Source organism: Calothrix sp. PCC 7507, from assembly GCF_000316575.1.
Classification (GTDB): Bacteria; Cyanobacteriota; Cyanobacteriia; order Cyanobacteriales; family Nostocaceae; genus Fortiea.
Map to the genome: position 1 here is coordinate 6,936,600 of NC_019682.1, position 20,184 is coordinate 6,956,783.

The window sequence follows — 20,184 nt, forward strand, 5'->3', positions numbered from 1 at the left end:
CAATCATTTTTCTAGATTTTTCGACCAAACAGGGTGAGCAAATAAAGAAGCAATGACCCGCACTCCCCGTAGTTGATTAGACAGGGGCAAGTGACCCTTAGGCGCGTTTAAATCCCAGGTAAACTCGTGAGGGTATCGCGTCCAGTTATTGCCATTTTTCCAGCCAATTTTAGACCAGAAATCATCCCATTTTTTGCCTAAACCCAGCCAAATTTCTCGCTGTACTGAAAAGCCAAATTTACCTTCAGAGTGGACTAACCACAAAGTATTAATGGTTTGTAGGTCAATAGCAGGAAAATTATCTACATCTGTAAAATACAACCATTTTCTTTGTACTGCAGTTGGCCCTGCGAGTTCACACATTTTTTGGATGGTGGCCAGATCCGCCGCTTGGAAGTCTTGGATGGCGAGTAACTGTTGCAAGGGATTGTAATTAATCCCGCACTCTGATTTTAGAGGTACAATTCCTTCAGGAAAATTATTTTGCAGGAATTCTTGGACTTTAGGTGCATCAGATTTATGAAGGACTTGATAGGCTTTGCCATCAACCCAAGTCGCCGGGGTGTCACGACGTTTCAGTAAAAATTCCATCAATACATCTAACCCCTCATTACCCAAGTCAGCTAACTGGGGGATTATTTGTTCTTGGACTCGAAGAGATCCAGTATTTAACTGGAGGCTGAGGGAGTCGATGTCATTAGCAGGGACTGATACAATCATTGGGTCTGTCATGCCATTATTCGTGTTAGCGGGAGCGTGAAAAGCGATCGGCTATCGGGTATTCTACAAAGCGAAGCAGTGATAGCGAAAAGTAGTTTACTATTTTTGATCGTACAAAATAGCAATGGTTTCACTGAATCCCGCACCTTAGCCCCAAATAATTTACCAGGGGAAAAAGGGGAAGCTCTGCGCCTCATGGGGATGAGGGGGATGAGGAGGATAAGGGAGATGGGGAGGATGAGGAGGAGAAATAATCTGGTAATTGTTTCCTTATATCCCTAGTCCCCAGTCCCCAGTCCCCCATGCCCAACGCCGTATCATTCAGGAGTGTGTGAAGTATGTACGATAAGATTAACCCTCCCACAAGCGGAGCAAAAATTACCTTCAAAGATGGTGAGCCGATTGTGCCAGACAATCCGATTATCCCTTTTATCCGGGGTGATGGTACAGGGATAGATATTTGGCCGGCTGCTCAAAAAGTACTCGATGCAGCGGTAGCAAAGGCATATAAAGGCAAGCGTCAAATTAGTTGGTTTAAGGTCTACGCTGGCGATGAAGCTTGTGATTTATACGGTACATACCAGTATTTACCACAAGATACTTTGACGGCAATAGGAGAATATGGCGTTGCTATTAAAGGCCCACTGACTACTCCTGTCGGCGGTGGGATTCGTTCCTTAAATGTGGCACTGCGACAAATTTTTGACTTGTATACCTGCGTGCGTCCTTGCCGCTACTATGCAGGTACGCCCTCACCCCACAAAAACCCCGAAAAACTCGATGTGATTGTCTATCGGGAAAATACAGAAGATATTTATTTGGGCATTGAGTGGCGACAAGGGAGTGAAATAGGCGATCGCTTAATTAAAATTCTCAACGAAGAATTGATTCCCGCGACTCCAGAACATGGCAAAAAACAAATTCCCTTAGATTCGGGCATTGGCATCAAACCAATCAGCAAAAAGGGTTCCCAGCGCTTAGTCCGACGCGCCATTAAACACGCCCTCCTACTCCCCAAACACAAAAAACAGGTGACTTTGGTGCATAAGGGCAACATCATGAAATACACCGAAGGCGCTTTTCGTGATTGGGGTTATGAACTAGCAGCCAGCGAATTTCGCCCAGAAACGGTGACTGAACGGGAATCTTGGATTTTGAGTAACAAGGAGAAAAACCCCGATATTTCCTTAGAAGATAACGCCCGTCAGATTGATCCTGGGTTTGATGCCCTGACGCCTGAAAAGAAATCACAAATTGTCCAGGAAGTCAAAGAAGTTCTGGAATCAATTTGGGAAACTCATGGAAATGGCAAATGGAAAGATAAAGTTTTGGTTAATGACCGGATTGCTGACAGTATTTTTCAACAAATCCAAACCAGACCCGATGAATATTCGATTCTGGCGACGATGAACTTAAACGGTGATTATCTGTCAGATGCGGCGGCGGCGATCGTTGGTGGACTGGGGATGGGGCCAGGGGCAAATATTGGCGATGTCTGTGCCATCTTTGAAGCCACCCACGGCACCGCACCCAAACACGCCGGCTTAGATCGGATTAATCCCGGTTCGGTGATTTTGTCTGGTGTAATGATGCTGGAGTATCTGGGTTGGCAAGAAGCCGCAGACTTGATTAAAAAAGGCTTAGGAGATGCGATCGCTCACAGTCAAGTCACCTACGATTTAGCCCGGTTGCTAGAACCAGCAGTAGAACCACTCAAATGTTCTGAATTTGCCGAGGCCATAATTCAGCACTTTGGCTAATTAGGGACTGGGGAATAGGGCATAGGGAGATGAGGGAGATAAGGGAGAAATAATTAATTCCCCCATGCCCAATGCCCCAATCCCCAATCCCCAACTTTTTGTCGCCTCAATCTAAGAAAATAAAAACTACTGACGGTTTTAATTGATTAGGCTACAAAACTCTTATGACTATTAATCGACGCCATTTCTTGTTTTTACTCGCAGCTAGTGCAGGTGGTTTTACATTAGATGCTTGTGCTTTGGCACAGACTTCTCCTCAAGGAACCGAAACAACTCCCGGCATAGCACTAGATACAACAACAGGATCTGTCAAGCTACCACCTTTGCCCTACGCCTACGAAGCACTAGAACCACACATCGATGCTAAAACAATGCAGTTTCACCACGATAAGCACCACGCAGCTTATGTGAAAAACCTGAATGCGGCATTAGAGAAACACCCGGAACTGAAAAATAAAAGTGTTGAAGAACTATTACGCAAGCTTGACACCGTACCAGAAGATATTCGTAAAGTAGTACGCAATAATGGTGGTGGACATGTGAACCACTCCATGTTTTGGCAAATCATGAAACCAAAGGGTGGTGGAGATCCCACAGGAGAAATTGCCACAGCAATCAATCAAAATTTTGGCAGTTTTGCAGCTTTCAAAAAACAATTCAATGAAGCTGGCGCTAGTCGTTTTGGTAGTGGCTGGGCTTGGCTGGTTCGCACTAAAGATGGCAAGCTAGAAGTTACATCTACAGCTAACCAAGACAGTCCCCTAAGTGCAGGTAAGTATCCCATTTTGGGCAATGACGTTTGGGAACATGCCTATTATCTCAATTACCAAAATCGCCGCGCCGATTACTTAGAAGCTTGGTGGAATGTGGTGAATTGGGAAGAGATTAACAAGCGGTTTGCTGCAGCTAGTAAATTTGCTTAAGCGTTGCCATTAGATAAGTAATTTAACAGTTAATTTGGGTGGATCTTACCCACCCAATGAAAACTACTAATGTAGAAAAACATCGGGGACAGTTAAGCTGCATTTCTCTACCAGGAAAGGGTACAGAATTTATCATTGAAATTCCGGTGTGAATTGTGCTTCTTATAGTTAAACAACTTCAGATATCTGGGAACACTAAGTCCAGAAATCTTTAGGATTTAGCAGTATGGCTATCACTCAAGTCAACATTCCCGGATATCACGTCAACGAAGAACTCTACAATGGTTCAAGAACCCTGGTTTATCGCGGTTATCGAGAAACTGACTCATTACCTGTAGTGATTAAACTGCTGAAAAATCCCTATCCCAGTTTCAGCGAATTAGTGCAGTTTCGCAATCAATACACCATTGCCAAAAATCTCAACTCATCTCTAATCATTCAAACCTACAGCCTAGAAACCTATCAGAATGGCTATGCACTGGTGATGGAAGACTTTGGGGGTATTTCTCTCAAAAATTATTTCACCTCACCAGAGACGCGATGTATCGCATCTCTACAAGAGTTTTTACAAATAGCGATCGCACTGTGCAATACCTTAGATGTATTGTATCGCGATGCCTCCGGCGGGCTACGTCTACGCATTATTCATAAAGATATCAAACCCGCCAATATTTTAATTAATCCCGAAACAAAAGAAGTTAAATTAATCGACTTTAGTATTGCATCTTTACTACCACGAGAAACGCAAACACTAATCAATCCCAATGTATTAGAAGGGACACTAGCTTATATTTCCCCAGAACAAACAGGAAGAATGAATCGCGGGATTGACTACCGCACAGATTTTTATTCTCTGGGTGTGACTTTCTACGAATTACTTACAGGAAAGTTACCTTTTGCATCAAACGATCCAATGGAGTTGGTACATTCTCATCTTGTAAAACAACCAGAACAAGTCACAAGTGCAGAGATTCCGCAGGTGATTTCAGATATAGTCATGAAATTGATGGCGAAAAATGCTGAAGATAGATATCAGAGTGCTTTAGGTTTGAAATTTGATTTAGAAAAATGTTTACATCAGCTACAAGAAAGTGGTACGGTTCAAGGCTTTGAAATTGCACAAATGGATGTGTGCGATCGCTTCATCATCCCCGACAAACTTTATGGACGAGAAACCGAAGTTCAAACATTACTTGATGCATTTGAGCGAGTCAGCCTTGGGGCAACAGAAATGATGTTGGTAGCTGGGTTTTCGGGTATTGGGAAAACTGCGGTTGTCAACGAAGTTCATAAACCAATTGTGCGGCAACGCGGTTATTTTATTAAAGGAAAATATGACCAATTTCAACGCAATATTCCCTTTAGTGCCTTTGTGCAAGCATTCCGAGATTTAATGGGACAATTGTTAAGCGAAAGTGATGCACGAATTCAACAATGGAGAAACCAAATATTAGAGGCTGTTGGAGAAAATGGACAAGTAATTATTGAAGTTATCCCCGAACTAGAAAAAATTATTGGCGAACAACCACCCGCTATAGAATTATCAGGAAATGCGGCACAAAATAGATTTAATTTATTATTTCAAAAATTTACCCAAGTCTTTACCAGTGCTGAACATCCCTTAGTGATGTTTTTAGATGATTTGCAATGGGCGGATTCAGCATCGCTTAACTTAATGCAGCTTTTAATGGCTGATACTAAGTATCTTTTATTAATTGGTGCGTACCGTGATAACGAAGTCAATCCAGGACATCCATTAATCTTAACTTTGAGCGAAATTGAAAAAAAACAAGCAACGATTAATACGATTAATTTAACAGCACTCAGTCAATTACAAGTAAATCTATTAGTTGCTGATACGCTGAAATGTACAAAAGATTTGGCATGGACTCTTTCTCAATTAGTCTCTCAAAAAACTCAAGGAAATCCGTTTTTCGCTACGCAATTTCTCAAAGCATTGCATCAAGAAAATCTCATTCAATTTGATTTTGAGTCAGGCTGTTGGCAATGTAGCATTGCACAAGTGATGACGCAAGCAGTTACAGATGATGTTGTTGCTTTTATGGCATTTCAATTACGAAAACTGCCACAATCAACTCAAGATATATTGCAGTTAGCTGCTTGTATCGGCAACCAGTTTGATTTAGCAACTTTAGCAATTGTTTCTGAACAATCCCAAATCGAAACGGCTTCAGATTTGTGGAAAGCGTTGCAGGAGGGATTAATTTTACCGCTTGGTGATGTTTATAAGTTTTATGTCGGGCAAGAAAGTCAAGCAGTGACTCAAAAAAATCAACAGACTGTTACATACAAATTTTTACATGACCGAGTACAACAAGCTGCCTATTCCCTAATTCCTGATGACCAAAAACAGACGACTCATTACCAAATCGGACAACTGCTTTTACAACAGATTTCCTCATCAGCAACAGAAGACCGTATTTTTGAAATAGTCAATCAATTAAATTATGGAACTGCTTTAATTAGCCAGCAAACAGAACGAGATGAACTAGCACAACTTAACCTCATCGTCTGTCAGAAAGCCAAAGCCGCTACCGCCTATCAAGCGGCTCGTGAATATGCCGCAGTGGGATTATCTCTGTTGCGGGAAAACGCTTGGCAACAGCAGTATGAAATGACCCTCGCCTTCCATGAATTAGCAGCGGAGGTGGCAATGCTAGGCGGTGACTTTGAGGCGATGGAACAGTTCATTAAGATCGTCATCGAACAGGCACACTTTTTACTAGAAAAGGTCAATGTTTACCGCATTAGAATTGAAGCAAATATCTACCAGAATAAACCGACTGAAGCCCTTGCGATCGGACAGAAACTGCTGCAACAGTTGGGCGTAACGATGACCGAATCACCAACACCAGAAGATATTCAACAGTCAATTCAAGAGATTAGAGAACTGATTGGAGATCGGAAAATTGAAGATTTTGTTCACCTGCCAGTGGTGACAGATGCTAACACAATTGCCATTATCCAGATTGCCAACACCAGTATACCAGCAGCTGTAACCTGTGGCTCTCCTTTGTTTTCATTACTGATTGGCCTATCAGTGAAATTATCCCTGCGGTACGGAAACATCCCTGCTTCAGCTTCTAGCTATGTTGGCTATACCCTCATTATGTGTAATTTCTTGCAAGATGTGGATTCAGCCATAGAGTTTGGTCAGTTGGCATTGAATGTAGTCTTAAAACTCGATGCTAAAGCGACTAAACCTGAAGTATTAGAGATATTGGGAGGGTTTGTCTTGCACCGAAAATCTCACATCAAAGCATCGTTACCTCTCTTAAGGGAGAGCTATGCAACAGGCCTAGAAGTTGGAAACCTGCAATACGCCGGATATAGTGGATACTGTTTCTGCCTGAATGCTTTTTGGTGCAGTCAGCCCCTTGCCACTGTGGAAAAGGATACACGCGCCTATTACAATGGTTTGGTGCAAATTAACCAATTAACACCGGCTAATTGGTGTCTGATCTATTTACAATCGATTCTAAATTTACTGGGTTTCGCAGAGCATCCTACCATTTTGTCTGGGTCAGCCTTGCAAGAAACGGAATTTCTGGCTCTGTTGCATTCTGCCAATGACCTCTTTGGGTTGTCTCACTTCTATGTGTATAAATTGACCCTTTGCTTTTTGTTTAGCGAGTTTGAGTCGGCTAACAACCATGCGCTTGAGGCGAAACGCTATTTGAGTGTTACTGCGGGAATGGTCAGTGAAGCTGCATTTTATTTCTATGATTCTCTGATTTCTCTGGGAATGTTAAGTCAACAGTTAGGCGAGGTGTCAACCTTACTAGAACGGGTGGCGCAAAACCAAACCAAGCTACAGCACTGGGCGCACCATGCCCCGATGAATTATCAGCATAAGGTTGATTTGGTAGAAGCTGAAAAATGTCGAGTCTTAGGACAGAAAAGTGAAGCAATTGAGCTATACGATAAGGCAATTTTTGGAGCCAAAGCCAACGAATATGTCCAAGAAGAAGCCCTTGCCAACGAACTGGCAGCAAGGTTCTACTTGAAGTGGGGCAAACAGCGCATTGCCCAGGAATATATGACTGAAGCCTATTACTGTTATGCTCGCTGGGGTGCAAAAGCCAAAGTCGCTGATTTAGAAACTCGCTATCCCCAATTACTTGCCCCTATATTACAGCAAAACCGTTCTCCCTTCTCTACTCACGAAACCATCTTTGCCTTGGGTAGTGTCACCTCCACCAGTGGAGCCACTTCCAGTAGTAGCAGCATCTCTGTAGCTTTAGATTTAGCTGCCATTCTCAAAGCTTCTCAAGCTATCTCAGGTGAAATTGAACTGGAAAAACTGCTTTCATCCTTGCTGGAAATCGTCATCGAAAATGCGGGGGCTGATAAATGCGTGTTGATGCTACTGCGAGACAGTTGCTTACTAATTAAAGGGTCAATTACTGTAGGGACAGAGCCAGTCGTATTGCAGAGTCTTCCTGTTGAAGATAGCCAAGATATTCCCTCAAAGCTGATTTACAAAGTCTTGCATAATCAAAAGACTGTTGTGCTGCTTGATGCGAGTACCGATCTCACTTTAGCTAGTGACCCGTATATCCTGCGTCAGCAGCCTAAAAGTGTCTTGTGTAGCCCAATTTTGCATCAAGGGAAGTTGATGGGCATTTTATATCTAGAAAATAATTTAGCGACGGGGGCATTTACAAGCGATCGCGTCGAACTACTCAACTTAATTTGCGCTCAGGCGGCGATTTCCCTAGAAAATGCTCGACTGTATGAGCGATCGCTAGAGTATTCCCAACAACTAGAGCGATCATTTCACGAATTGCAGCAAAAATCAGAAGATTTACAACAAGCTCAATTACAAATCGTCCAAAGTGAAAAAATGTCTGCGTTGGGTAACTTAGTTGCTGGTGTCGCTCACGAAATGAATAATCCTTTGGGCTTTATTGCAGCCAGTCTCAAACAAACTAAACCCACTATCGCTGATCTTGTTAATCATCTGGGACTATATCAATCAAGTTTCCCCAACAAAAATGAGGAAATCATTGACCACGCCGAAGAAATTGACTTGGAATATACCTTAGAAGACTTGCCCAAGATGATTGATTCTATGTCTATGGCATGTGACAGGTTAAAAAATATCAGTACCAGTCTCCGCACTTTCTCTCGTGCCGATAAGGACTACAAAGTACCATTTGATATTCACCAAGGTATCGATAGCACCATTTTAATTTTGAAACATCGTCTCAAGGCCAATGAACAACGTCCAGGCATTGAAGTTGTCACAAATTACAGGAATTTACCTCAAATAGAATGCTTCCCCGGTCAATTAAATCAGGTATTTATGAATATTCTGGCAAACGCTATTGATGCCTTAGAGGAGTCAAATCATGGACGCAGCTTTGAAGAAATTAAAGCCAATTCTAATCTAATTACAATTACAACCTCAGTCGAAAACCATCTAGTTAAGATTGCCATTACTGATAATGGAAAGGGTATGAATGAAGAGGTAAAACAAAAAATATTTGACCATTTATTTACAACAAAAGGTGTCGGTAAAGGCACAGGATTAGGGTTGGCAATCGCTCGTCAAATTGTTGAATCAACCCACGGCGGAAAATTGAGTTTTAATTCTGTTTTAGGTCTAGGTACTGAATTTATCATTGAAATTCCGGTATAGGTTGTCTCTTGAATGTTAACCAGCTTCAGATATCTGGGAATACTAAATCTGTAAATCATTCGGATTTAGCAGTATGGTCAGTATTCCCGGATATAAAGTAAGTGAAGAACTCTACGATGGTTCCAGAACTCTGGTTTATCGGGGGTATCGAGAAACTGACTCATTACCTGTAGTGATTAAACTGTTAAAAAATCCTTATCCGAGTTTGACCGAACTCTTGTCGTTTCGCAATCAGTACACCATTGCCAAAAATCTTAATTCACCGTTAATCGTCCAAACTTATAGCCTAGAACCATACCAAAATGGCTATGCATTGGTGATGGAAGACTTTGGGGGGATTTCTCTCAAAAAGTATTTCACCTCACTAAAGACGCAATATATCGCGTCTTTAGAAGAATTTTTAGAAATAGCGATCGCACTATGCAATGCCTTATATATATTGTATCGAGAACGGATTATTCATAAAGATATCAAACCCGCCAATGTTTTAATTAATCCTGAAACTAAACAACTTAAATTAATTGACTTTAGTATTGCATCTTTGCTACCACGAGAAACGCAGACACTAATCAATCCCAATGTGTTAGAAGGGACACTAGCTTATATCTCTCCAGAACAAACAGGCAGAATGAATCGGGGGATTGATTACCGAACTGATTTTTATTCTTTGGGTGTAACTTTCTACGAATTACTGACTGGAGTTTTGCCATTTCAATCAAACGATCCAGTGGAGTTGGTGCATTGTCACATTGCAAAAATTGCACCGTTAGTATGTGAAACTAATTTAGAAATTCCATCTGTAATCTCAAAAATTGTCAGCAAATTGATGGCAAAAAATGCTGAAGATAGATATCAGAGTGCATTAGGGCTGAAATTTGATTTAGAAAATTGTTTACATCAGCTACAAGTTGATGGTAGAGTTAATGGTTTTGAAATTGGACAAAGGGATGTGTGCGATCGCTTCATCATCCCAGACAAACTTTATGGACGAGAAATCGAAGTCGAAAACCTCCTCCAAGCATTTGAGAGAGTAAGTAAAGGTGCAACAGAAATGATTCTGGTAGCAGGTTTTTCAGGAATTGGTAAAACGGCGATTGTCAACGAAGTTCATAAACCGATTGTGCGCCAACGCGGTTATTTTATCAAAGGGAAATATGACCAATTTCAACGCAATATTCCCTTCAGTGCTTTTGTGCAAGCATTCCGGGATTTAATGGAGCAACTGTTAAGCGAAAGCGATGCACAAATTCAGCAATGGAGAAACCAAATATTATCAGCAGTTGGTGAAAATGGACAAGTAATTATTGAAGTTATCCCCGAATTATCAAAAATTATTGGTGAACAACCACCCGCCATAGAATTATCAGGAACGGCGGCAGAAAATAGATTTAATTTACTGTTTCAAAAATTCACTCAAGTTTTTACCAGCTTAGAACATCCCTTAGTGATGTTTTTAGATGATTTGCAATGGGCAGATTCGGCATCACTGAAGTTAATGCAGCTTTTAATGGCTGATACAGGTCATATGCTGTTAATTGGTGCGTACCGTGATAACGAGGTAAACCCGGTACATCCATTAATGTTGACTTTGAATGAGATTGAAAAAAAGCAAACAACGATTAATACAATTACCTTAGCACCACTGAATCAAGAAACAGTTAATCAATTAGTTGCTGACACACTTAAATGTTCCCAGGATTTGGCATTACCTCTTTCTCGATTAGTGTTTCAAAAAACTCAAGGAAATCCGTTTTTTTCTCTCCAGTTTTTGAAGGCATTACATCAAGAGCGACTGATTAACTTTACCCCCCCAACCCCCCCTTACCAAGGCAGGGCTACGGGGGGGTGGCAATGTGATATTGCCCAAATTAATCAACAGGCAGTTACAGATGATGTTGTTGAATTTATGGCGTTGCAGTTAGAAAAATTACCATTAGCAACCCAGAATATCCTCAAGTTAGCATCTTGTATTGGCAACCAGTTTGATTTAGCAACTTTGGCAATTGTTTCAGAACAATCCCAAATTAATACGGCTACTGCTTTGTGGAAAGCATTGCAAGAAGGATTGATTTTACCGATTAGTGAGGTTTATAAATTTTATCAAGGAGAAGAAAGCGAACAATTGGCACTGTCATATCAGAATATTGAGAAAAAAATAGCTAAATATGCCTTCTTGCATGACAGAGTACAGCAAGCAGCTTATTTCTTGATTTCCGATGCACAAAAAACAGCAACTCATCTCAAAATTGGACAATTATTGAGAGAAAATTTGTCTGAGTTAGAGATTGAAGAAAAACTCTTCGATCTGGTTGGGCATTTGAATTTAGGAATTGAGTTAATTAGTCAAGCAAGCGATCGCCAAACCCTAGCTCAACTCAACTTCAAAGCTGGTAGTAAAGCCAAAAATGCTACTGCATACACCGCCGCTAGAGTGTATTTCCAAACTGGGATCGCCTTACTCCAGCCCAACTGCTGGCAAACACAGTACGAATTAGCCTTGAACCTGCATTTGGCAGTAACCGAAGCCAGCTATTTAAATAGTGACTTTGAGAGTATGGAAGAGATGGCTGGAGTGGTTTTGCAGAACGCCCAGACCATTTTTGACAAAGTGAAAATCTACGAAATTAAAATTGTGGCACTAACGGCTCAAAGCCAAATATTAGAGGCGATCGCCGTCGGTGCAGATGTTCTGAGTCAATTAGGGGTGGATTTACCAAGTGCGCCAGAGCCAGCCGAAATCGGCAAAGCCTTGGAATACGTAAAAGAGCAACTCCAAGGCAGAGAAATTGCTGAACTGATTGACTTACCTGTGATGAGCGATCGCAGCGCGATCGCCGCAATGCAATTATTAGGAATATTGTTTGCACCAATATTACTGGGAAATCCGGGTTTAATGCCCCTGTTGAGCGCAACGATGGTGCGGTTGTCGCTCCAGTTTGGCAATACCCCCGCCTCGACGGTAGGATATGCGATTCACGGTATGGTGCTATGTGCTTTTTTGAGCGAAGTTGAAACTGGCTATAAGTTTGGTCTTTTAACTCTCTCGTTGCTAGAAAAATTGAATGAGCGGAGTATATGTCTCCCTTTAAGCCTCTTTGGGGCTTTCATCCAACATCGCCAGCAATCATTTTTGGCAACGCTATCGACAATGAAAGATAGCTACACCAATGGTATGGAAACAGGTAGTTTTCTGTACGCTGGCTACAGCATACAATGTTACGGATATATAGCGCTGTTCGCTGGTGTAAATTTAAATACGTTGTCAGCCGAATTAGCTCCTTACAGTGTGGTTCTGACTCAGGCGAAACAAAATGCAGCGTGTATTCTATTGGATACAGTGCGGCAAGTGGTGGAGAATTTGCGAGAAACAGGGAGCCAACCCCATCGCTTAATGGGCATTGTCTACGATGAAACAATTATGCTGCCAAAGCACCAGCAGGATAATGATTTCACAGCGATCGCCTACGCCTATACCTACAAGCTGATGCTTGCTGCTCTCTGGGGCAATTATCATGCTGCCCTTGACTATATCACCGGCATCAAGCCCTATTTTATGGCAGCAGCAGGGGCGGTACATATTCCCGTTTTCCATTTTTATGCTGCCCTCACATACCTAGCACTCTTCCCCACTCAGCCAGAAGCAGAACAAGCCCAAACTCTTGTTGAGGCGCAAACTCACCAAACAATTCTGCATCAATGGGCAGAAAATGCCCCGATGAATCACTTACATAAATGGTATCTAGTGGAGGCTGAACGGTATCGAGTGTTGGGTGAAAAAGCCGTAGCTAGTGAGTATTATGACGAAGCCATTGCTCTGGCTAAAACACATCAGTTTATTCATGAAGAAGCCTTAGCCAATGAACTAGCGGCAAAATTTTACCTTGACTGGGGCAAACAGCGGATCGCTGGGGAATACATGATTGAAGCCTACTACAGCTATATTCGTTGGGGTGCGAAAGCCAAAGTTGCTGACTTGGAAAGACGCTATCCGCAACTGCTTGTTCCCATCCTCCAGCAAACTCGTTCTCCCCTGTCAATTAATGAAACTATCTTGGCACTGGGGAATGTCATATCCACTAGTTCCCCCACTTCCAGTACCAATGTCTCTGTTGCTTTAGATTTAGCTGCCATTCTCAAAGCTTCCCAAACTCTGTCAGGGGAAATCGAACTCGAAAAATTGCTCTCAGTATTGCTGGCGATCGCCATTGAAAATGCGGGGGCTGATAAATGCGTATTAATGCTGTTGCAAGACAATCACCTATCGATTGAAGGTTCAATTACCCTGGGGACAGAGCCAATCTTGTTGCAGAGTTTTCCTGTTGAAGATAGCCAGGATATTCCCCTCAAGTTGATTTACAAAGTCTTGCACAACAGGCATACCACTATGCTAATTGATGCAAGTGCCGATCCGACCTTAGCCAATGACCCCTATATCATTCGTCAGCAGCCTAAGAGTATCTTGTGTAGCCCGATTTTGCATCAAGGTAAGTTGATGGGCATTTTATATCTAGAAAATAACTTAGTGACGGGGGCATTTACAAGCGAACGCTTACAAGTTCTCAATTTTCTCACTACTCAAGCAGCAATTTCTCTAGAAAACGCTCTATTATATCACAAATTAGAGGACTATTCCCATACTCTAGAGCAAAAAGTAGAAAAGCGTACCCAGGAAATCACAGAAAAGGCCACTCAGCTAGAATCAACACTAGAGAAACTTTACTCGACTCAATCCCAACTAATTCAAGCCGAAAAAATGTCCGGTTTGGGACAGTTAGTTGCTGGGATTGCTCATGAAATTAATAATCCGATTAATTTCATCTATGGCAACTTACAACCAGCAAGTGAATATGTGGCATCTTTAATTGAATTAAATAATTTATATCAGCGACTTTACCCGCAACCATTGCCAGAAATTGCCGAAAAAATCGCCGATATTGAGCTAGAATTTATATCTAATGATTTACAAAAGCTCCTGTCATCGATGAGAGTAGGAGCAGATCGTATCCGTCAAATTGTGCTGTCACTGCGAAATTTTTCCCGTTTGGATGAATCAGAAATAAAATCAGTAGACATTCATTCTGGGATTGATAGTACGCTGTTGATTTTGCAGCATCGACTTCAAAGTAATAGTAAACATCCAGAAATTGAAGTAATTCAAAAATATGGTCAACTCCCTTTAGTTAATTGTTATGCCTCTGCTCTGAATCAAGTATTTATGAATCTGATCAACAATGCCATTGATGCCTTAGAAGAATCAGAGAGAAATCGCCAACTGACTATTACAATTCAGACAGAATTTACAGAATCAAAAAAGGTAGTTATCCGCATTAAAGACAACGGTATAGGGATGAGCGAGTCAGTGCAGAATAAGATATTTAATCCATTTTTTACGACAAAACCAGTAGGTAGTGGCACAGGCTTGGGATTATCAACTAGCTATTCGATTGTGGTAGAAAAACATGGGGGTAAATTAAGCTGCATTTCTGCACCAGGAGAGGGTACAGAATTTATCATTGAAATTCCGGTATGATTTAGTCCTCAGATCCCCGACTTCGCGGAAGTTGTCGGGGATCTTTTTTGGGAATACTAAATCTGGAAGTTTTACAGATTTAGCAACATGGTGAGCATCTTTATTAATATTCCCGGATATCAAGTAAGTGAAGAACTCTACAATGGTTCCAGAACTCTGGTTTATCGAGGGGTTCGAGAGACTGACTCATTACCTGTAGTCATTAAACTGCTAAAAAATCCTTATCCCAGCTTCTCTGAACTCTTATCGTTTCGTAATCAGTACACGATCGCCAAAAATCTTAACTCACCGCTAATCGTCCAAACCTACAGTCTGGAACCTTATCAAAATGGCTATGCGCTGGTGATGGAAGACTTTGGGGGGATTTCTCTCAAAAATTATTTCACCTCTCACCAGGGGCGATATATCGCGTCTGGTGAAGAGTTTTTACAAATTGCGATCGCACTCTGCAATACCTTAGATATACTCTACCGAGAGCGGATTATTCATAAAGATATCAAACCCGCCAATATTTTAATTAATCCCGAAACCAAACAAGTTAAATTAATCGACTTTAGTATCGCATCCTTACTCCCACGAGAAACCCAAACTTTGATAAATCCCAATGGATTAGAAGGGACACTCGCTTATATTTCCCCGGAACAAACAGGAAGAATGAATCGGGGGATTGACTACCGCACAGATTTTTATTCTTTGGGTGTGACATTCTACGAATTACTTACTGGAGTTTTGCCATTTAAATCAAACGATCCAATGGAGTTGGTGCATTGTCATATTGCAAAACAACCTCCTTCAGTTATTAGAGAAGAGATACCGCAGGTGATTTCAGATATCGTCATGAAATTGATGGCGAAGAATGCCGAAGAGAGATATCAGAGTGCATTAGGACTGAAATTGGATTTAGAAAAATGTTTAGATCAGCTACAAGTTTCTAGTGAAATTCAAAGTTTTGAAATTGGTCAACGGGATGTGTGCGATCGCTTCATCATCCCCGACAAACTCTACGGACGAGAAACCGAAGCAGAAACTTTACTGCAAGCATTTGAGCGAGTCAGTCTTGGTGCAACAGAAATGATGCTGGTAGCAGGTTTTTCGGGTATTGGTAAAACCGCCGTTGTCAACGAAGTTCATAAACCAATTGTTCGGCAACGCGGTTATTTTATCAAAGGAAAATATGACCAATTTCAACGCAATATTCCCTTCTCTGCTTTTGTACAAGCATTTCGGGATTTAATGGGGCAATTGTTAACCGAAAGTGATGTCGAACTAGAGCAATGGAAAAATCAAATATTAGAAACTGTTGGAGAAAACGGTCAGGTAATTATTGAAGTCATTCCCGAATTAGAAAAAATCATTGGCGAACAACCACCAGCAGTAGAATTATCAGGAACGGCAGCCCAAAATCGCTTTAATTTATTGTTTCAAAAATTCACCCAAGTCTTTACTAGCGCCGAACATCCATTAGTGATGTTTTTAGATGATTTACAATGGGCTGATTCAGCATCATTAAAGTTGATGCAGCTATTAATGGCTGATACAGGTCATCTTTTCATCATTGGTGCTTATCGGGATAACGAAGTCAATCCAGCCCATCCATTAATGCTGACTTTGAGTGAAATCCAAAAAAACCAAGCAGTCATTAATACTATTACTTTAACACCCCTGAGTCAATCCCAAATCAATCAATTAGTCGCTGATACCCTAAAAAGTACAGAAAATTTGGCATTACCCCTTTCACAATTAGTCTATCAAAAAACTAAAGGCAACCCATTTTTTGCCACCCAATTTCTCAAAGCCCTACACGAAGAAAATCTCATTCAATTTAACTTGGAGTTAGGCTGTTGGCAATGCGATCTGTCCAAAATTAATCAACAAGCCTTGACCGATGATGTTGTAGAATTTATGGCGTTGCAGTTAGAGAAGTTACCCTTAGCAACCCAGAATATTCTCAAATTAGCCGCTTGTATTGGCAATCAGTTCGAGCTAGCAACATTAGCAATTGTTTCAGAACACTCAGAAGTAGAAACCGCAGCCAATTTATGGAAAGCATTGCAAGAAGGTTTGATTTTACCGATCGGTGATGTTTATAAGTTTTATCAACAAGAGTCATTAGTCACTTGTACTGAGCGTAGTCGTTGGCGCAGCCTCTCGGAGAGAAGTATTAGTCATCTGTCATTAGTAGATAGTCAAAAACAAATGACCAATGACAATGGACAAATGACAGTTTCTTATAAATTTTTGCACGATCGCGTTCAACAAGCCGCCTATTCCCTAATTCCCGATGACCAAAAACAAACGACTCATTACCAAATCGGACAACTGCTTCTACAACAGATTTCTGCACAAGCTAGAGTTGACCGGATTTTTGAAATCGTCAATCAATTAAATCACGGAACTGTTTTAATTACCCAACCAACTCAACGAGAAGAATTAGCTGGACTCAATTTAATTGCCTGTCGCAAAGCTAAAACTTCAACTGCCTATCAAGCAGCGCGTGAATATGCCACAGTGGGATTGTCTTTGTTGGCAGAAAATACTTGGCAGCAGCAGTATGAAATGACTCTCGCCTTATATGAATTAGCTGCGGAAGTAGCAATGCTAAACGGTAACTTTGAGGCGATGGAAAAATTTATTGATATTGTCATTCAACAGGCACGCTCCTTACCTGAAAAAGTCAATGTTTACTGTATTAGAATTCAATCTCATATTTCCCAAAGTAAACTGACATCAGCGATCGCGATCGCCCAACCAATCTTACAACAGCTTGGTATAACCTTTCCTGAAACACCGACACCATCAGATATTCAACAGGAAATCCAAGAGATTAAGGAACTCATTGGAGATCGGGAAATCGCTGATTTGGTTCACTTGCCTGAAATGACCGATGCAGAAAAACTCGGTACTCTTCAAATTGTCAATATCATCAGCCCAGCGGCTTACCTCACTGGCTCAATGTTGTACCCATTGCTGAATACTTTGTCCGTTAAACTCTCGATTCAGTACGGTAACACATCTACTTCTGCTTTCGGCTATGCGAACTATGCCAATATTCTCTGCAATTTCTTCCAAGTCGTGGATACAGGATCGCAGTTTGCTTCCCTGGCACTCCAGATTATTTCAAAACTCGATGCCAAAGCAAGTAAAACAGATGTTTTGATGATCTTGGGGTTATTTGTTGTACACCGCAACTCTCACATTCAAGAAACACTACCCCTGTTGCAAGAAGGTTACACCACTGCCATAGAATTTGGGAACTTGGTACTTACTGGGTACAATGGCCACAGTTTTTGTCTCAATTCTTTTTGGTGCAGTCAATCCCTGGCTACCTTAGAGCAGGATATTTGCGCTTACTGCCATAGTTTGATGCAATTAAATCAATTGACAACCGCAAATTATTGCCGGATTTATTGGCAACCTGTTTTAAATCTGCTAGGTCTTGCAGAACATACCACCCTTTTGTCTGGAAAAGCCCTTGAAGAAACAGAATTTCGACCGCAGCTACAGTCTGCCAAAGATGGATATGGATTGTATATTTTCCATTTATATAAACTGATGCTTTGTTTCTTGTTTGGAGAAATTGAGCCAGCGAAAAATCATGCTATTGAAGTCAGGCGCTATTTTATGGCTGGTGCAGGATTAGTCAGCGAACCAGTATTTTATCTTTATGATTCTCTGCTAACTCTGGCACAATTAAATCCACAGTTAGATGAAACATCAGAAGCATTGCAGGGTGTCATAGAAAACCAAACGAAGTTACAGCAATGGGCGTATCATGCACCCATGAATTATCAACATAAGGTTGATTTGGTAGCGGCAGAAAAATGTCGAGTGTTAGGACAAAAAGCCGAAGCAATTGAGTTTTACGATAAGGCGATAACTCTAGCCAAAGCCAACAAATATACCCAAGAAGAAGCACTTGCTAACGAACTGGCAGCAAAATTCTACCTAGATTGGGGCAGACAGCGCATTGCTGGGGACTACATGATTGAAGCCTACTATGCCTATGCTCGTTGGGGTGCAAAAGCCAAAGTCGCTGACCTAGAAGCTCGCTATCCGCAACTACTTAGACCTATATTAGAGCAAACCCGTTCTCCTCTCTCCACTCACGAAACTCTGTTCACATTGGGTAGTGTCACCTCTACCAGTTCGGCCATATCCAGTGGTAATGTTTCTGTGGCTTTAGATTTAGCTACTATTCTCAAAGCTTCTCATACTATTTCCGGTGAAATCGAACTGGAAAATCTACTTTCATCGTTGCTTGAAATCGTGATCAAAAATGCGGGGGCTGATAAATGCGTGTTAATGCTCTTGCGAGACGATCGCCTGTTAATCAAAGGGTCAATTACCACAGGTTCAAAGCCAATTGTCTTGCAGCGTATTCCCATTGAAGATAGCCAGGACATTCCCCACAGACTGATTTACAAAGTCAAGCATGACAAGCAAACTGCTGTAATAGCTGATGCAAGTGCCGATCGCACCTTAGCCAATGACGCTTATATCATCCGTCAGCAGCCCAAAAGTATCTTGTGTAGCCCGATTTTGCATCAAGGGAAGTTGATGGGCATATTGTATCTAGAAAATAATTTAGCAACGGGGGCGTTCACGAGCGATCGCGTCGAACTGCTCAATTTACTCTGCGCTCAAGCCGCAATTTCTCTAGAAAATGCTCGACTGTATGAGCGATCGCAGCAATATGCCCAACAATTAGAACAAGCATTGAACGATTTACAAAACGCCCAATTACAAATTGTTCAAAGTGAAAAAATGTCTGCGTTGGGTAATTTAGTTGCTGGTGTAGCTCACGAAATGAATAATCCTCTTGGTTTTATTGCTGCTAGTATCAAACAAGCTAAACCTACCCTGGCTGATATTGTTAAACATTTGAAACTCTATCAAGAAAATCTACCAAATCCGGCCGATGAAATTATAGACCACGCCGAAGAAATCGACTTGGATTATACCTTAGAAGACTTGCCCAAGATGATTGATTCTATGTCTATGGCATGTGACAGGTTAAAAAATATCAGTACCAGTCTCCGCACTTTCTCTCGTGCAGATAAGGACTACAAAGTACCATTTGATATTCACCAAGGTATCGATAGCACCATTTTAATTTTGAAACATCGTCTCAAGGCCAATGAACAACGTCCAGGCATTGAAGTTGTCACCAATTACAGGAATTTACCTCAAATAGAATGCTTCCCCGGTCAATTAAATCAGGTATTTATGAATATTCTAGCAAACGCTATTGATGCCTTAGAGGAGTCAAATCATGGACGCAGCTTTGCAGAAATTAAAGCCAATTCTAATCTAATTACAATTACAACCTCAGTCGAAAACCATCTAGTTAAAATTGCCATTGCTGATAATGGAAAGGGTATGAATGAAGAGGTCAAACAAAAAATATTTGACCATTTATTTACGACAAAAGGTGTCGGTAAAGGCACAGGATTAGGGTTGGCAATCGCTCGTCAAATTGTTGAAGAAACTCATGGCGGAAAATTGAGTTTTAAATCTATTCTAGGTAAAGGTACAGAATTTATTATTGAAATTCCGGTATAACTTTCGGCTCTTTTTGGTAAACAA

General features: G+C 41.3%; 7 protein-coding genes. 6 read left to right on the forward strand and 1 reads right to left on the reverse strand.

Features of this window, described 5'->3' with window-relative positions; translation table 11 throughout:
• Positions 1–3: 3 nt before the first annotated feature.
• A complete protein-coding gene (locus CAL7507_RS29760; protein ID WP_015132203.1) occupies positions 4–732 on the reverse strand; it encodes a GUN4 domain-containing protein in 729 nt (242 codons plus the stop codon).
• A 326-nt stretch (positions 733–1,058) separates the two neighbouring features.
• Between CAL7507_RS29760 and CAL7507_RS29765 the strand changes: the two genes are divergently transcribed.
• The 6 genes from CAL7507_RS29765 (at position 1,059) to CAL7507_RS29785 (ending at position 20,160) form a co-directional block, all read left to right on the forward strand.
• A complete protein-coding gene (locus tag CAL7507_RS29765; RefSeq protein ID WP_015132204.1) occupies positions 1,059–2,480 on the forward strand; it encodes an NADP-dependent isocitrate dehydrogenase in 1,422 nt (473 codons plus the stop codon).
• A gap of 164 nt (positions 2,481–2,644) precedes the next feature.
• Positions 2,645–3,403, forward strand: coding sequence for a superoxide dismutase (locus tag CAL7507_RS29770; protein WP_015132205.1), 759 nt, complete (start codon positions 2,645–2,647; stop codon positions 3,401–3,403).
• 56 nt (positions 3,404–3,459) lie between these two features.
• A complete protein-coding gene (locus CAL7507_RS33585) occupies positions 3,460–3,555 on the forward strand; it encodes a HAMP domain-containing histidine kinase (RefSeq protein ID WP_201447870.1) in 96 nt (31 codons plus the stop codon).
• Between the two features lie 74 nt (positions 3,556–3,629).
• Positions 3,630–9,068, forward strand: coding sequence for an ATP-binding sensor histidine kinase (locus tag CAL7507_RS29775; protein WP_015132206.1), 5,439 nt, complete (start codon positions 3,630–3,632; stop codon positions 9,066–9,068).
• Positions 9,069–9,141: 73 nt separating this feature from the next.
• Positions 9,142–14,598, forward strand: coding sequence for an ATP-binding sensor histidine kinase (locus CAL7507_RS29780; RefSeq protein ID WP_015132207.1), 5,457 nt, complete (start codon positions 9,142–9,144; stop codon positions 14,596–14,598).
• Between the two features lie 87 nt (positions 14,599–14,685).
• Positions 14,686–20,160, forward strand: a complete 5,475-nt coding sequence (locus CAL7507_RS29785) for an ATP-binding sensor histidine kinase (protein ID WP_015132208.1) — start codon at positions 14,686–14,688, stop codon at positions 20,158–20,160.
• Positions 20,161–20,184 lie beyond the last annotated feature (24 nt).

Coding starts and splice junctions, on each gene's coding strand:
- CAL7507_RS29785 (WP_015132208.1), top strand. CDS start 14,686: ATGGTGAGCATCTTTATTAATATTCCCGGATATCAAGTAAGTGAAGAA.
- CAL7507_RS29770 (WP_015132205.1), top strand. CDS start 2,645: ATGACTATTAATCGACGCCATTTCTTGTTTTTACTCGCAGCTAGTGCA.
- CAL7507_RS33585 (WP_201447870.1), top strand. CDS start 3,460: ATGAAAACTACTAATGTAGAAAAACATCGGGGACAGTTAAGCTGCATT.
- CAL7507_RS29760 (WP_015132203.1), bottom strand. CDS start 732: ATGACAGACCCAATGATTGTATCAGTCCCTGCTAATGACATCGACTCC.
- CAL7507_RS29775 (WP_015132206.1), top strand. CDS start 3,630: ATGGCTATCACTCAAGTCAACATTCCCGGATATCACGTCAACGAAGAA.
- CAL7507_RS29780 (WP_015132207.1), top strand. CDS start 9,142: ATGGTCAGTATTCCCGGATATAAAGTAAGTGAAGAACTCTACGATGGT.
- CAL7507_RS29765 (WP_015132204.1), top strand. CDS start 1,059: ATGTACGATAAGATTAACCCTCCCACAAGCGGAGCAAAAATTACCTTC.